This window comes from Nocardioides agariphilus (assembly GCF_015352445.1).
Taxonomy (GTDB): domain Bacteria; phylum Actinomycetota; class Actinomycetes; order Propionibacteriales; family Nocardioidaceae; genus Nocardioides; species Nocardioides agariphilus.
In genome coordinates, this window is record NZ_JADKPO010000006.1 from 1 (window position 1) to 15,113 (window position 15,113).

General features: G+C 67.4%; 16 protein-coding genes. 11 read left to right on the forward strand and 5 right to left on the reverse strand.

Features of this window, described 5'->3' with window-relative positions:
• Positions 1–259 precede the first annotated feature (259 nt).
• Both ISU10_RS05755 and ISU10_RS05760 read right to left on the reverse strand, forming a co-directional pair.
• Positions 260–652 carry a hypothetical protein gene (locus ISU10_RS05755; RefSeq protein ID WP_194695427.1) on the reverse strand — a complete coding sequence of 131 codons (393 nt, stop codon included), beginning with the start codon at positions 650–652 and terminating at the stop codon, positions 260–262.
• Between the two features lie 4 nt (positions 653–656).
• Positions 657–1,430: an alpha/beta hydrolase gene (locus ISU10_RS05760; protein WP_370864808.1), complete on the reverse strand. Its 774-nt coding sequence runs from the start codon at positions 1,428–1,430 to the stop codon at positions 657–659.
• Positions 1,431–1,503: 73 nt separating this feature from the next.
• Between ISU10_RS05760 and ISU10_RS05765 the strand changes: the two genes are divergently transcribed.
• Both ISU10_RS05765 and macS read left to right on the forward strand, forming a co-directional pair.
• A complete protein-coding gene (locus ISU10_RS05765; RefSeq protein WP_370864809.1) occupies positions 1,504–2,310 on the forward strand; it encodes a lysophospholipid acyltransferase family protein in 807 nt (268 codons plus the stop codon).
• 20 nt (positions 2,311–2,330) lie between these two features.
• Positions 2,331–3,482, forward strand: a complete 1,152-nt coding sequence (gene macS, locus ISU10_RS05770; RefSeq protein ID WP_370864811.1) for a MacS family sensor histidine kinase — start codon at positions 2,331–2,333, stop codon at positions 3,480–3,482.
• 10 nt (positions 3,483–3,492) lie between these two features.
• Here macS and ISU10_RS05775 read toward each other — a convergent pair whose 3' ends face one another.
• Positions 3,493–4,857 carry a hypothetical protein gene (locus ISU10_RS05775; protein WP_194695429.1) on the reverse strand — a complete coding sequence of 455 codons (1,365 nt, stop codon included), beginning with the start codon at positions 4,855–4,857 and terminating at the stop codon, positions 3,493–3,495.
• A gap of 154 nt (positions 4,858–5,011) precedes the next feature.
• On the opposite strand from ISU10_RS05775, the gene ISU10_RS05780 reads away from it, so the two are divergent.
• The 9 genes from ISU10_RS05780 to ISU10_RS05820 all read left to right on the forward strand — a co-directional run bounded on the left by ISU10_RS05780 (position 5,012) and on the right by ISU10_RS05820 (position 13,288).
• A complete protein-coding gene (locus ISU10_RS05780; protein ID WP_194695430.1) occupies positions 5,012–6,007 on the forward strand; it encodes a glycosyltransferase family 2 protein in 996 nt (331 codons plus the stop codon).
• Between the two features lie 79 nt (positions 6,008–6,086).
• A complete protein-coding gene (locus ISU10_RS05785; RefSeq protein ID WP_194695431.1) occupies positions 6,087–7,268 on the forward strand; it encodes a glycosyltransferase in 1,182 nt (393 codons plus the stop codon).
• 14 nt (positions 7,269–7,282) lie between these two features.
• Positions 7,283–8,098 (forward strand): class I SAM-dependent methyltransferase, encoded by an 816-nt coding sequence (locus ISU10_RS05790; protein WP_194695432.1) that lies wholly within the window; start codon positions 7,283–7,285, stop codon positions 8,096–8,098.
• 8 nt (positions 8,099–8,106) lie between these two features.
• Complete coding sequence (locus ISU10_RS05795) at positions 8,107–9,042, forward strand: lysylphosphatidylglycerol synthase domain-containing protein (RefSeq protein ID WP_194695433.1); 936 nt, start codon at positions 8,107–8,109, stop codon at positions 9,040–9,042.
• A gap of 278 nt (positions 9,043–9,320) precedes the next feature.
• The gene (locus ISU10_RS05800; RefSeq protein WP_194695434.1) at positions 9,321–10,322 is read left to right on the forward strand and encodes a phosphatase PAP2 family protein; all 1,002 of its coding nucleotides are present in this window, start codon (positions 9,321–9,323) and stop codon (positions 10,320–10,322) included.
• Positions 10,319–10,852, forward strand: a complete 534-nt coding sequence (locus ISU10_RS05805) for a flavin reductase family protein (protein WP_194695435.1) — start codon at positions 10,319–10,321, stop codon at positions 10,850–10,852. The genes ISU10_RS05800 and ISU10_RS05805 overlap by 4 nt, the downstream gene beginning before the upstream one ends.
• Before the next feature lie 10 nt (positions 10,853–10,862).
• A complete protein-coding gene (locus tag ISU10_RS05810; RefSeq protein WP_194695436.1) occupies positions 10,863–11,549 on the forward strand; it encodes a response regulator in 687 nt (228 codons plus the stop codon).
• The gene (locus tag ISU10_RS05815; RefSeq protein ID WP_194695437.1) at positions 11,536–12,396 is read left to right on the forward strand and encodes an arylamine N-acetyltransferase family protein; all 861 of its coding nucleotides are present in this window, start codon (positions 11,536–11,538) and stop codon (positions 12,394–12,396) included. The genes ISU10_RS05810 and ISU10_RS05815 overlap by 14 nt, the downstream gene beginning before the upstream one ends.
• A complete protein-coding gene (locus ISU10_RS05820; RefSeq protein ID WP_194695438.1) occupies positions 12,389–13,288 on the forward strand; it encodes a hypothetical protein in 900 nt (299 codons plus the stop codon). Before ISU10_RS05815 ends, ISU10_RS05820 begins: the two co-directional genes overlap by 8 nt.
• A 39-nt stretch (positions 13,289–13,327) precedes the next feature.
• Here the strand turns inward: ISU10_RS05820 and ISU10_RS05825 are convergent, their stop codons facing one another.
• Both ISU10_RS05825 and ISU10_RS05830 read right to left on the reverse strand, forming a co-directional pair.
• The gene (locus ISU10_RS05825; RefSeq protein WP_194695439.1) at positions 13,328–13,690 is read right to left on the reverse strand and encodes a thiol-disulfide oxidoreductase DCC family protein; all 363 of its coding nucleotides are present in this window, start codon (positions 13,688–13,690) and stop codon (positions 13,328–13,330) included.
• 40 nt (positions 13,691–13,730) lie between these two features.
• Positions 13,731–15,113, reverse strand: coding sequence for a hypothetical protein (locus ISU10_RS05830; protein WP_194695440.1), 1,383 nt, complete (start codon positions 15,111–15,113; stop codon positions 13,731–13,733).

Below are 15,113 nucleotides of genomic sequence, written 5' to 3' on the forward strand. Positions count from 1 at the left end.
AGGGGACGCCTTCAGCTCACCGGGTTTCGAGACAGGCGCTAGCGCGCCTTCCTCAACCGGCGAGTGGGTTGCTGCGCCTTCCTCAACCGGCGAGTGGGTTGCTGCGCCTTCCTCAACCGGCGAGTGGGTTGCTGGTTGAGGAGGTTGCGCTAGCAACCGTCTCGAAACCATCGGTAGGGGATGCATTCAGCTCACCGGGTTTCGAGACAGGCGCTAGCGCGCATTCCTCAACCAGCGGGCACCGCAACCCAAGCAAGTCTCAGAGCACAGCGCCGTCGTCGTACGGGTCGCGCGGGCCGCGCGGCATGTTGGCCACGAGGTAGCCGAAGCCGCCGAGGAAGGCGATCACCAGCGCCCAGGCCGCCAGCGACGGGATCGAGATCCGGAGCAGGGCGGCGATGAGCAGCAACACCGGGGAGACCAGGACGCCGATCCAGGCCGCCAGGCGGTCCTTGGGTACGCGAGGCAGTGGTGGTGGCGGCGGCGGAACGTACCGCTCCTCCGCTCCGGGTCGCTCCTCGAGCTCGGGCTGCTCCGGCAGCTCGGGTGCGACCGGCTCGACGACGGGAGCGGGCTCTTCCGGCTGCAGCACCGGCTCGCCGTAGTTGGCGACGATCTCCCGCCAGGTGGTGTCGTCGTCGGGGCGATTCACACGCCTACCGTACGTCGGCCGCGGGTGCGGTGACGCGGGCCACGAAGGCTGCTGACTCCTCGAAGATCGTCTCGGCGTCGTTGTCGAGAGTGGCCACGTGGTAGCTGTTCTCGAGGACCCGCTCGGTCACGTCCCGGCTGGAGACACGGCCGGTGATGATCGGCACCGACGAGGAGTCGACGACGTGGTCGTCGGCCGAGCGGAAGATCAGCAGCGGCTGGGTGATGCGCGGCAGGTCCGCGATCAGCGGCTTCCACTGCTGGACGAACGTATGCAGGGCCTTCAGCGGTGTCTTCGGGTAGGGATACTCGTTGCCGCCTGGCTTCTTGATGTCGTTGCCGATCGCGGGGAAGCCGCCGACGACGTGCTTGAGGAGGGGCAGCGCCAGCAGGTCCTTGCGGCGGCTCGCCAGGGCGGGGTTGACCACGACCACGCCCGCGACCTGGTCGCCGCGGTCGGCGGCCAGGCGCAGTGCCACCGCACCACCCATGGAGAGCCCGCCCACGACCACGCTGTCGACCTCGGCGCTGAGCTTGTCGAAGACCTCGGTGATCCTGCCGTACCAGTCGGCCCAGGTGGTCTTGTTGGCGTCCTCCCAGGTGGTGCCGTGACCGGGAAGCAGGGGCACCTCGACGGCGTACCCCTGGTCGGCGAGGTGGCGACCCCATGGCGTCATGGAGGTCGGGTTGCCGGTGATGCCGTGACTGAGCAGGACGCCGACGCGTCGGCCTCCGGTGAGCTCGGGACGGGCTGGGGTGGACAGGGTCTCCCTGGCCACCGGGGGGAGAGGAGTGGACGGCGCCATGGCCCGCATTGTGCACCAACGGGGCTACTCTGATCCGCGACAGCGGGTGAGGACGGAGGCGGCGGGCTTGTTCTACTGGTTCCTCAAGTGGATCGCGATCGGGCCGGTGTTGCGACTTCTCTTCCGGCCGGTCGTCGAGGGAGCCGACAACGTCCCCGACGAAGGTCCCGCGATCCTGGCGAGCAACCACCTGTCCTACTCCGACTGGATGTTCATGCCGCTGACCCTGTCGCGCCGCGTGACCTTCGTGGCCAAGGCCGAGTACTTCACCTCGCCGGGCATCAAGGGCTGGTTCCAGAAGAAGTTCTTCTCCGGCGCCGGTCAGGTGCCGATCGACCGGGCGTCGGGCTCGGCAGCCGAGGGGGCGCTGTCATCGGCCCGCGCGATCCTGGAGGAGGGTGACCTCTTCGGCATCTACCCGGAGGGCACGCGCTCGCACGACGGTCGTCTCTACCGCGGCAAGACGGGAGTCGCGCGCCTGGCCCTCGAGACCCAGGTGCCCGTTATCCCCGTTGCCGTGGTCGGCACCAACGTCGTGGCGCCTCCTGGCAAGAAGTTCGGCCGGTTCACCCGGCCGCTGGTCAGGTTCGGCGAGCCGCTCGACTTCAGCCGCTACGAAGGCATGGAGAACGACCGCTACATCCTGCGCTCGGTCACCGACGAGATCATGTACGAGATCATGCGGCTGTCCGGCCAGGAGTACGTCGACCTCTACGCCAGCAAGGCCAAGGAGCTCGCCGCCAAGGCCAGGAAGGAAGCCGCCGAGCTGCCCGTCCCCGAGTCGGGCCCGGACGAGGACGCCAGCTCCGCCGGGCGGACCGAGCCGAAGCCCGAGCAGAAGAAGGCATCCTGACCGGACTCGGGGCTCGACTCGTGTCAGGCCCCCGCTTCGCGGCGTACGACGACCCCGCGGCGCGATCGGTGCAGGACCGGTTGTTTCGGGCGCTGGCGTTCTTGCGGGTGGTGCTGCTGGCCAACACGGTCGGCCTCAACGTGCTGCGTCGCGATAACTTCGAGCACCCGACTGCGGCGCTGCTGGTGGTGCTCGGGCTCGCCGCATGGACGGGCTTCGCGATCTGGGCCTACCGCGAGTGGGAGTCCCGCAAACCGCCGCTGCTGGTGGCCGACCTGGTCGTGGCGGTGCTCGGCCTGGTCGTGACCCCGTGGCTGAAGGGGCCCGACTTCAACGCGACGGTGGCGGGCTTCTGGGTGATGGGCGCGATGTTCGCGTGGGCCATCCGGTGGCGCGTCCTCGGTGGGTTCGTCGCGGCCGCGACCCTGTGCACCGTCGATCTGGCGATCCGCCAGACGTTCACGCAGAGCAACTACGGCAACCTGTTCCTGCTGATGATCGGCGGTCCGATCATCGGCTACGTCTGCGAGTCGCTGCAGCGTTCAGCGGTGGCCCTCAACTCCGCCGAGCGGCTCGCGGCCACCGAGGCCGAGCGGGCGCGACTGGCTCGCGCCGTCCACGACGGCGTCCTCCAGGTGCTCGCCCTGGTGCAGCGACGCGGCGGCGAGATCGGGGGCGACGCGGCCGAGCTCGGGCGCCTGGCCGGCGAGCAGGAGCAGCGACTGCGCTCGCTGATCCGCGCCCAGGACTCGTTGCGCCCGCCCGGCTTCGCCGATGGCGACGGTCGGGTCGACCTGGCCGTCGAGCTGGCGCGCTTCGAGGAGCACGGCTTCACCACCGTCTCCCTGCCCGGCACCCAGGTGCTGCTGCCGGCCCACACGGTCGACGAGCTGGTCGCTGCTGTGTCGGCCTGCCTCGACAACGTGCTCCTCCACGTGGGCCGCAGCGCCCGGGCTTGGGTGCTGTTGGAGGCCTTCCCCGACCGCGTGGTGGTCTCCGTGCGCGATGAGGGCCCCGGCATACCCGCAGGTCGGCTGGAGTCCGCTCAGGGCGAGGGACGACTCGGCGTCGTCGACTCGATCCGCGGCCGCATCACCGACCTCGGCGGCACCGCCGAGCTGAGCACCGGGTCCTACGGCACCGAGTGGGAGCTCACGGTTCCACGCGTCTGATAGCCGATGCTCAGGAGTGAGACGCGAGTGCCTTCTCCATCGAGGCGCGCTCACCCTTGCGACGTTCGAGGATCCGCAGCCCGATCATTACGAAGCACATGATCCCAACCAGCATCAGTGGTCCCACCGGCCACGCCTCGCGGAGGGCGAAGTAGTAGAAGGCGTTGTCATGCCAGACCTGCTCAGCCGTCAGGAAGGGATCGAACAGCGCGCCGAAGGCCATTGCGAACACCTGAAGGGTCATCAGCGGCGCGACCCATTGACGCGCGGTGCTACCGAGGTGCCTGGTCGTCATCGCGTACGCCGGCGTGGCCGCCATGACCAATTCGATCCCGTGTCGGTAGCCGTAGAAACTGTCACCCCCGACAGCGCGGGAGATCCAAGCTTGCAGCAACGTGTATGCCAGACCACCGAACAACAGAGCTCGAGCCCAGTCGGGGATGTCCTTCCAGCCTCGAATGAGGGCAGGTGTCAAGAGGACCATGAGGGGAGACCACACAAGGATTCCTCGGTCAGGAGAAACGAACAGCTGTGCCTCGCTGGCCAGGCGCGCCCAGCCAGTCTGGGCGTTCGACAAGACATCCGAACCGTAGGACGCGAGCGGATTCCAGCTGCCAGTCCACCAGCGTGTCCAGAGGCACACCAGGGCCAGGAAGCTCCCGCTGACAGAGCCGACGACGAGCGTGATCCGCGGTGAACGGCGCCACCAGCCCAACAGGACGCCGAAGATCGCAACGATAAGGGCCGCGTGCAGCCGTCCCCAGAGAAGGACGCCGCCGAACAGACCAACCAGCCACCACCGCTGTCGGACTGCACCCCAGGCCATGCCTCCGATGCCGAGAACCGTCACAGTGTGAGGCCAGACCGCATCGGCAGCCACCGTCCAGATCGGGGTTCCTAGCGCAAGCAGGCCACATGCTGCTAGCGCCACAGATTCGCGCATGATCGTCCGCATCGCGAGGAACAGCATCAGGATGCCGAACGCGCATGCCAGGGCTGCAGTGATCGCGCCCGGAACCACAGTCATCTCGCCGGCCTGAGCGATCCAGTACGCCGGCAAGGCAATGGCGATGGCGCCAGGAAAGCGCTTGACAACGGTGTGGCCGTTCGGCGCATCGTGCATCACCCAGGTGGACTCCTCGGGGTCACCTTGAAGCCCGGGCACCGTCCCACCATCAAGCCACGGGTCGCCGTCGTGCACGACGTGCCAGGAGGCATAGTTCGCGGAGTAGTAGTCCCAGCTACCCCCTGACGTACGCGCGGTCAGGCCGAAAACGGCGAAGAGAGTCAGGAATAGGATCACAGGCAGGCGCCACTCACCTCGGTCAACCTGGTGCTCAGCCGGGCGACGGATCAGCGGAGTCTGGTCGTGCACAATCGCTATCCTCCGCCACAGCGGACTCTTCGATCGGACTTCGGCCGAATTCGGCTAGGCAGACTCTTTACCAAACTCGTCCGCGCCCACCGCTATCACAACTACGCTGCGCAGAGGCCGTGCGGTGCGCCCGGCCGCCGTCCCTGGGAGTGTCATGAAGCTCGTGGTGCAAGTGCCGTGCCTGAACGAGGAGGAGACTCTCCCATGGGTGCTGCAGTCCATCCCGCGCTCGATCGAGGGTGTCGACGAGATCGTCATCGTGGTCATCGACGACGGATCTACGGACAGCACGGTTGAGGTTGCGCGGTCTCTGGGAGTCACCCACTTCGTGAAGCATGCGCGCAACCAGGGCCTGGCTCGTTCGTTCCAGGACGGGGTCAACTACGCGCTAGAACTCGGCGCCGACATCGTCGTTAACACCGACGGCGACAACCAGTACCCGCAAGAGCGCATACCCGACCTCGTCCGTCCTATCGTCGAGGGACGCGCCGACATTGTCATCGCCGACCGTCAGGTCCATCTGGTCGAGCACTTCTCCCCTGCGAAGAAGATGCTCCAGCGATTGGGCAGCAGAGTTGTCAATCGCGCCGCAGGCACCGACCTACGAGACGCTGCCAGCGGATTCCGCGCATACTCGCGCGGGAGCCTGATGCGGCTGAACGTGGTGACGCGCTTCAGCTACTGCATGGAGTCGATCATCCAGGCGGGAAACAAGCGACTCCAGATCGAGTCCGTCGCAGTCGAGACCAACCCGAAGACCCGTGAGTCGCGGCTGTTCAAGTCGACTTGGCAGCACGTCGTGAAGTCCTCGGCGGCGATCGTGCGCGCGTACATCATGTACAAGCCCTACGTCATTTTTGGCTGGATCTCCTCGGTACTGGCGGTGCTAGGGCTTGTTCCATTCGTCCGCTATGCCGTGCTAGTCACTATCGGCAAGGGCGGCGGTCACCTCCAGTCCCTGATTCTCGGGGCCGTGCTGTTGATCTTGTCCTTCCTCGGCGTGATGCTCGGGATCCTTTCCGACCTGATCCGAACCAACAGGATCCTCATCGAGGACAACCTCGAGCACACAAAGCGGGCCCGCTACGACGTGCTGGGTCAAGGCGATCGCGACGCCAAGGACCGGCGTATGCGTGTAGTCGGCTCCTAGCTGCGCACGCGATCGGAGATCGTGACGGATGGGCGCAACGTCCGCGAGGGCTGAGGTGCCAGGGCGCAGGGTCCTGCACGTGACCAGCAACTACCCGCGATGGCCTGGAGACTCGACGACGCCGTTCGTCCATGACCTCGCAGTCGGGCTGGTCGAACGCGGGTGGGACATCACGGTTGTAGCGCCGCACTTCCCTGGGGCGGCCGGAAGCGAGGTGATGGACGGCGTGCGCGTGCATCGGTTCAGGTACCTGCTGCCCGAGTCCGCCCAGACGTTGTGCTATGGCGGCGGGGCGTTGGCCAACCTTCGGTCGAGCAGGACGGCCAAGTTCAAGCTACCGGCGCTGGTCGCTGCACAGTGGGCGTCGTTGGTCGGTCGTCTCGGTCGCCGAACCGATCTTGTCCACGCACATTGGGTGCTGCCGCAGGGATTCGTCGCGTCTGCACGCATTTCCAGAGTGCCTCGACTGCTCACAGCGCACGGTAGCGATGTCATGTCACTGCGCGGGCGACTGCTTGATGGCTTCTCTCGCTTTGCCGTGCGACACGCGGACGCCCTGACGGTGGGTAGCAGTGCCACTCTCCGAGCGGTTGCCTCATTGGGCGCGGATGCCGACAAGGTCGCCCTGATCCCGTTTGGCGTAGATCTGCGCCGCCAGCCTGATGACGCCCTCGTCGACCGTGTACGCAGTTCTCTGGTCCCGGACGGGGGGCCCCTGCTCGTCTTCCTAGGACGACTCGTCGAGGAAAAGGGCATCTTCGACGCCATCGAAGCGACGGCGATCGTGCATTCGTCAATGCCCAGCCTTCGACTGGCAGTGGTCGGTGCTGGACAGGACGAAGGGCGCGCCCGCGACCTGGCCCGCCAACTAGGCGTCGAGCACTGCACCATGTTTGCGGGCTGGGCGCAGCCGGCGGAAGTGCCGTCCTGGTTGGCTGCCGCCGACGTTGTGTTGGCTCCCAGTTGGCGGGAAGGGCAGGGCATCGTCATCCTCGAGGCAATGGCACAGGCCAGGCCAGTTGTGGCCACCCGTACAGGAGGTGTCCTGGACGCGATCCAGGATGGCGTCACTGGTCGCCTGACCGAGCCGGGTCGACCTAACGAGGTAGCTGGAGCGATTCGAGATTTGGTCGCCAACCCCGACCATGCGCGAGCCATGGGAGAGCGTGCTTCGCAAGTCGTCAGGAACCGCTTCGACTGGTGCCAGACGCTGGACGCGTTCGAGGACTTGTACCTACGCATGATTCGAAACCACCAATGAGAAGCAGGGATGATGTGGCCGACAACGACGAGTTCGACCCTCGCGCCTATTGGGAGCGTCGGCTCGATGCCGACTGGAACCAGCAGGGCGTCGGCCACGCCAGCCTCGGCCAGAATCTGAACAAGTGGCAGTACCGGTTGCGCCACGACCGATTTGCGCAGGTGGTCTCTAGCGTCGGCATCGAGCCATCGACATCACGAGTGCTTGACGTTGGCAGCGGCACCGGCGAGTACATCCACGCCTGGAGGTCACTGGGTGCGGACGATGTGACTGGCATGGACCTTACGGATGCTGCCGTGACTCGACTCCGGGAGCGCTTTCCCGAGACGACCGTCGTCAGGCGAGACATCACTGAAGATGTAGATGACTTTCCGGCTGGCCAATTCGACGTGATCTCGTGCATGGATGTCCTGTTCCATGTGACCGACGACGACAGATACGTGAGTGCACTTCGCAATATCGGCCGTCTGCTGAGACCCGGTGGCTTCTTCGTGTGGTCGGACCTCTTCTTGCATGGCCGCGAGAGCCGAGGCGGTCACATCGTCTGGCGAAGCCTCAAGAGGGCCGAAGACGCGGTCCGCGCCGCCGACATGGACGTTGTTCTGCGTGAGCCGCTGTTCTGGCTCTTGAACGAACCGCGGGACACCAAGATCCCCGGCGCCTTGACGGCGTGGAAGGGCGGGATGTGGCTGGTATCGAGGAACGAGCGGGTTGCTGACTCTATCGGGCAACGGTTGTGGCGGCTCGACGCGCGCCTCACGTCGCATCGCAGGGAAAGCCCTTCGACCGAGATCATGGTGTGTCGACGTCGTGAGGTCGAACAGGGTTGAGGCAAGAGATGGCCAAGCAGCTCGCCACGCGGGTGGTAGCGATCCTCGCTATCGTCGTCTGCTGTCTGCTTGCCGGGCGAACGCTGTGGACCCATCACACCGAGTTCTACGACGCTGTCGATGAAATGGGAGTACGTCCGGTTCTGCTGAGCTTTGCGCTCGCCTTCGTGGCGACGTTGGCCAACTGGCCGGCCTGGCACAACCTCCTCTTGTCCCTGAACGCCCACCTACCCGTACGTGAGTCTGCACGTCTCTTCTTCGTCAGCCAGCTCGGTAAGTACTTGCCTGGGTCGATCTGGCCAATAGCCGCCCAGGCCGAGGTTGGTCGTCGTTACGGCGTACCGCGCGTCACCATGGTTGGCGCCAACGTCATCGCCACCCTGATGAGCTGCGCGGTGGGATTGATCATCGCAGCGGCCACCTTGCCGTTCTTGGCTCCCAGAATGTGGGTCGGCTACTTCTGGATCCTGCTGCTCATCCCCGTGCTCGGGATCGCGATCCACCCGCGGATGGCCCCCCGCGTCCTGAACCGTGTCCTAGTAGGCCTGGGACGGTCACCCGTGGGCTATCCGCCGCGCTTGCTGTCGTTTCTTCGCCCGGCGTCCTGGTCATGTGTCGTTTGGCTCTCACTGGGCGGCCACGTCGCAAGCCTGGCCCTATCTCTGGTCGGTGGTGGAGCCGACACCGTCCTGCTCTGCGTCGCAGCAACGGCTGTGGCAGTTACCGCGGGCGTTCTTGTCGTTCCCCTTCCCGCGGGGATTGGAGTTCGTGACGTGGTGCTTACGGCGCTGCTCCTAACGATCATGAACAGCCCGCAGGCCCTGCTCGCGGTGATCGTCTCCAGGCTCATGCTGGTGGCCGCCGATCTGCTCCTCGCGTTGATCGCGCTCGTCGCGTTCAAGCGGGCAACGGAAGTCTCTGCCGGTCAGAGCCATCTCACCTGAAGATCGGCAAGCTGATCTCACGAATTGCTCCGGCAAGAGACAGAAGTCGTTGTCGTGCTTGGGGAGGTTGCCCGCCCGTCGGTCGGCAGCGGCCGGGACTATGCCCCAGTGCCGTGACGCAACTTGAAGAACGGGTAGCGAGTCACCTTGCCCAACTCAACGGTTCGGGCAGCGACGGCGCCATTTGGCCGATGCTGGCACCGACAGCCAAGGACACATCGGCGGGCGAATGCGGCTAAACGCCTGTACAGACCAGTCGGCGTTCCTAGGCTGGCCCCATGACCACCGACCTCGTCGAGGAGGCACCGCAGCGCGCGGACTCCTCGGAGGAGACACGGCCCTTGGCGCGCCTGATCGCAGTCGGCGTGCTTGTGCTCATCTTCGGCGTGGTGGTCAAGGTGCAGGGCGGCCCGCAGGACTACCTGTCGATCTTCGCGTGGCTGTGGTTGCTGGCCGTCGCGTGGCGCATCGAGGCACGTCCGGTCACCCACCTGGCCTTCCTGCGCGACTGGTCGATCCCGCTGGTCCTCTTGATGTTCTACTTCTACACGCGTGAGATCGCCGACAACCTCGGCATCCCTGTCCACTACAGCTACGTCATCGACATCGACGTGTGGCTGGGCGGGGGAGACACGCCGTCGGCCCGTCTGCAGGAGATGTGGTGCGGATCGCCGTGCGACGCGACGGCAGGCGCTGCTTGGTACGACCGCTTCTTCATCTTGGTGTGGATGAGCCACTTCACCGTCGCGCTCACCGTGGCGGTGGTGTTCTGGTTGCGCAACCGGGCGGAGTTCGTGAAGTGGATGCGGCGCTACCTGATCATCAACTTCACCGCGCTCGTCTGCTACATCGTGGTGCCCACGGCACCCCCGTGGATGGCCTCCATGGAAGGCCGTCTCCCCACTGAGGTCCAACGGTTGGGAGCACGGGCGTGGGTGGGCCCCAAGCCCGACGGTGTCGGCGAGGTCGATCCGGCTGCCTGGGTGGGCAACCAGGTCGCGGCCATGCCCTCGCTGCACACGGGCGTGGCCGTGATGGTGGCGCTGTACGCCGTGTATCGGCTGACCAGTCCGTGGCGGTGGCTGACCTTGCTCTATCCCCTGAGCATGGGCACCGCTCTGGTGTACCTGGGCGAGCACTACGTCGCGGACCTGCTCGGTGGGGTGGTGCTCGCCGTCCTCGTGCTCGGCGCCTGCACCAGGTGGGAGGCCTGGCGAAGACGAGGACGTGACGAGCGCCCCGTCGATGCCCTGGCACCCTCTCCTAGTCTCAACGGGTGACGATCCACTCCGAGCACCCGTTCCAGGACCGGCACCGGGATCCGGTGCGCAGCCTGCGGGGCCGCCTGGGAGGTGCCGTGACGCTGTGGACCTCGGGCACGCCCGAGGACCGCACCGGACTGACCGTCACGTCGGTCCTGGTCGCGGGTGGAGTGCCCGGGCGGCTGCTGGCGCTGCTGGATCCCGACAGCGATCTTGCGGCCGGACTGACGGCCACCGGTGCCGCAGTGGTGAGCGTGCTGACCTGGGAGGACCGCGGCCTCGCCGAGGCCTTCGCCGGCACGATGCCCGCGCCGGGAGGGGCCTTCGCGATGGCTGCCTTCGACCAGACGCCCTGGGGGCCTCGGCTGTCGAGCGCCACGACGTGGGCCGGAGTGCGCCTCGAGAGCACGATCGAGGTGGGCTGGTCGTCGCTGGTGACCTGCGTTGCCGAGGAGATCGTCATCGGCGACGACGAGCCGCTGGTCCACCGGCGAGGTCGGTACCTCCGGCCCGCAGGCACGAAGGACGACCGTCCGGACGAGCGTTAAGGTGCCCGGCATGGAGCAGGCCGATGCCGCCGAGCCGGCGCAGCCACGCACGCGCGTGATGGTGGTCGACGACCATCCGATGTGGCGTGACGCTGTCGAGCGAGACCTGGCCGCCGCCGGCTTCGACGTGGTGGCCGTGGCCTCCGACGGACACCAGGCACTGGCCAGGTTCCCGGCCGCCCGGCCCGAGGTCGTGGTGCTCGACCTGCAGATCCCGGGGCCCAACGGCGTCGAGGTCACGCGTTCGGTCCTGGAGCAGGACCCGTCGGCCCGCGTCTTGATCCTGTCGGCCTCGGGCGAGCAGCACGACGTGCTGGAGGCGGTGAAGGCGGGCGCCACCGGCTACCTCGTGAAGTCGGCGCACAGCCGCGAGCTGGTCGACGCGGTGCGAGGTGTCGCGGCCGGGGGCACGGTCTTCACCCCCGGGCTGGCTGGCCTGGTGCTCGGGGAGTTCCGGCGGATGGCCGACCCCTCGAGCACGATCGAGGACGGCACCCCGGAGCTGACCGAGCGCGAGACCGAGGTCCTCAAGATGGTCGCCAAGGGAGTGTCCTACAAGCAGATCGCCGACCGCCTCGTCATCTCCCACCGCACCGTCCAGAACCACGTGCAGAACACCCTCCGCAAGCTCCAGATGCACAACCGTGTCGAGCTCACCCGATGGGCGATCGAGCGGGGACTCGATGACGACGAGTGAGACGGTCACCTCGTACCTCTCTCGCCTGGGCTACGACGACCGCCCGCCGCCGACGCTGGAGTCGCTGGCCGAGCTGCACCGGCGCCACCTCGCCCACATCCCCTACGAGAACCTCGGCATCATGCTCGGCCGCCCCCCGTCCATCGACCCTCGCGACTCCGTCGAGCGCATCGCACGGGTGGGCCGGGCGGGCTACTGCTTCCACCACAACGGCGCTCTGGGACTGGTGCTGGCCGACCTCGGCTACGTGGTGAGCCGACGCGCGGGGGCCGTCTGGGACAACGACGACGAGCGCCGCGCCCGGGTGCTCAACCACCTGGTCCTCGTCGTCTCGGGGCTGCCGACCGACGAGAACCCCGACGGCCACTGGTGGCCCGACGTGGGGCTGGGCGACGCGATAGCAGAGCCACTCCCGTTGGTCGCCGGCGACTACGAGCAGGGTGGCTTCGCCTATGCGATCACCGAGGTGAGCGCAGAGGGCTGGTCGTTCCGGGCAGACCCGCAGGGTTCGTTCACCGGCTGCGAGGTCGGTGCGGCGCCCACGGAAGCCGAGGTGGCGTCTTGTCACTCCGGGCTGTCGACACCGCCTGACGGTCACTTCACCCGCACGCTCGTCGTCCAGCGCCGGATGCCCGAGCACGTCGATGTGGTCCGCGGCTGCCTGGCCACCACGATCACGCCCGGCCACAAGGACGAAGCCGAGCTCACGACGTACGACGAATGGCGCGCTGCCATCGCCGATGGATGCGGGCTCTCCTTGGCAGAGGTCGAGGACGAGGAGCTGCGGGCCCTGTTCGAACGGCAGCTGGCCGCCCACCGCGTGTTCATGGAGTCCCGCGATGGCTGAGGACCTGCTCGACATCGCCGACGAGCTCTACGGTCTGCTGCTCGCCGACTTCACGCCGGCGCGAGACGCGAAGGCCAAGCAGCTCAAGGGCAGCGAGCTCGCAGGCCCGGTCAAGACGTTGAAGAAGCCCACGGTGGCGGCGTGGGTGGTCAACATGCTGGTGCGTCACGAGACCGAGCAGGTCGACCAGGTGCTCGCCGTCGGCGCCGCCCTGCGTGACGCCGCACAGTCCCTCGACGGCAAGGAGCTGCGCGAGCTGACCAAGCAGCGCCGCCAGCTGACCGCGGCCGTCACGACCCGCGCGCGTGGGGTGGCTGGCACCCTCGGCACGAAGGTCACCCAGGCCGTCGCCGACCAGGTCGAGGGCACGCTGACCGCGGCCATGCTCGACCCCGACTGCGCCAAGGCGCTGCGCAGCGGCCTGCTCATCACGCACCTGTCCGCGACCGGGGTGGGGGAGTCGGCAGCCGGTGCGGCCGTCGCACTGCCCGACGCACTCGGCTTTGCCGCGACCTCGGCACCTCCGGTCGCCGAGTCACCAGCCGGTCGGCCCGATCTCAAGGTGGTGCCGGATCCCGACGCGGAGGCCAAGAGGCTGGCTGCGGCCAAGGCGGCGCTCAAGGAGGCCGCAAGCGAGGAGGAGGAGGCCCGCTCGGCGTACGCCGAGTCGGAGCAGGCGGTCTCGGACCTGCAGGCGCGGGCGCTCCAGCTGCAGGGCGAGATCGAGGAGCACCAGCGCCAGATCGCCGAGCTCGAGACGACCGCCGAGGAGGTCGAGGAGGAGCTCGACGAGGCTGAGGAGTCGCGCACCGAGGCGCGGACCGCACTGCGCAAGGCCGAACAGGCCCGCGAGCAAGCCGAGTCGGCCCTGAAGCGACTACGCCGTCAGTGACGGTCTTGCTGTCTCAGCCGACTTGGGACAGCAAGATCGTCACGGACGGCGGATCGCGCAGGCCGGGGTGCCCCCGGGGAGCTTGTAGCGGTAGCGGGCGACCAGCCGGTAGACCGCGTCGCCGAGAGGTCGGACCGGTCGCAGCAGCAGCATCCGACCCGCCCAGGACCACGGCACGCCGCGGCCCAGCAGGGCCTGGCCGATGGCGCGTGAGGAGTGCTCCACCGGACGGTCGTCGACCAGCCACCATACGGAGGTCGACACCTGCTCCAGGGTGAGACCGACGGCATCGAGGTCGAGGAACTGCCAGGGCACGATCTCGACGCGGTCCTCACCCGCCAGCCAGGTGGCCGAGGTGGTGCAGAAGCCGCAGTCGCCGTCGAACACCAGGCGGTTGCTCATGGGTCGAGTCTGACACCCGCCCGGTGGCGTCCGAGGGGTTTCAGCGCGCTGGCAGCCAGGCTGCCTGGCACCGCGGCGGGTCGTGCGAGTCGACCGCACGGAAGAGCTGGAGCTTCGACACGAGCAGCGGCATGCGGACCCCGTCGCTGCCGTCGAGGGTGCGCTCCTGGTCACCGTCTGGGACCACCACGGTCGTGGTCGGATGTCTGGCCAGGTAGTCCAGCAGGTTCCTCTCGGGGATCAGGTAGCCCTCTGTCGCGTAGCGGTGCAGATCAGGATCCTCGGTGGAGACGACGGTGAGCAGGTGTTCCTGGACGTCGGTCAGCGGGAACGTCCTGCGCACCACCAGGTGGTTGGACTCGCCCCCGACGGTGACCAGGTTGGCGTACATGTTGAAGCTGTAGGCGGTCTTGAGCTCGAGGTACGGCGCCATGCCGTTGGCCAGCACGACCGCGAGGATGACTCCTGAGACCAGGTTCGGAAGCCGCATGGGCACGTGCGAGGCGCCCAGGCCGCCGAGCGCGACCCTGGCGATCAGCCAGACCGCGAACGGGACCCAGACCATGAAGGGGACGACCTGCAGGATCCGCGTCGTGAGCACGACGTCGGGGAGCACGGACGCCGCCACCATGACCGCGCAGCCCGTCACGGCGATCGAGAAGGCCCTGGTCCGCCGCGCGGCACGTGACTCCAGGTCGCTCACCGTCGACTCGGGCAGGAAGAGGCACAGCAGCATCACCAGCGCTGCGGTGAAGTCGAAGAAGTGCTGGTCGAGGTCCAGCGAGATGGCCGTGTGGAAGCAGAGTGCGAGCAGCACGCCGATGCGACGAGTGCGGCCGAACGCCAACAGGAGCGGCACCGACAGCTCGGTCAGCATGGGGCCCGCGATCGTCAGAGCCGCGAGCGGGCTCGTGGTCGCCACCGTGGGCAGGCCGAAGGACGCCAGCGACTGGTTGGCGTAGAAGACCCCGCAGGAGACCGACGGGTCCATGAACCCCGAGTTGAGCTTGGCGAAGGCGGCGAAGCAGTAGAAGCCCAGCATGATCCACCTGGCGGTGGGCGCGAACCACGTCCACGGGTCGCGGTAGAGCAGGGACACCAGGACCGCCGCGGACACCAGGCCGACCAGCAGCCAGTGGTTGCCGATGTAGGGGAGCTCCAGCCAGACCGAGAGGAGTGCGAGACCCGCTGTCAGTCCCAGCAGCCTGCGGCTCGGCCGCACGAGCAGCACCAGCGCAGCCAGGCCGAGGACTGCCGAGATGACCACGACCCACGTCAGCCACGGCCCGCCCGGGTCGCGACCGGAGGGGGCGTTGGCCGCGAGGTGCGCGACGATGGCGAACCCGTAGGTACGGGCGAACCAGCGCCACGGCCCGTTCATGGAGGCGGGAGCCTCCACCTGGGGGCTGGTCGTCTGGGTCAC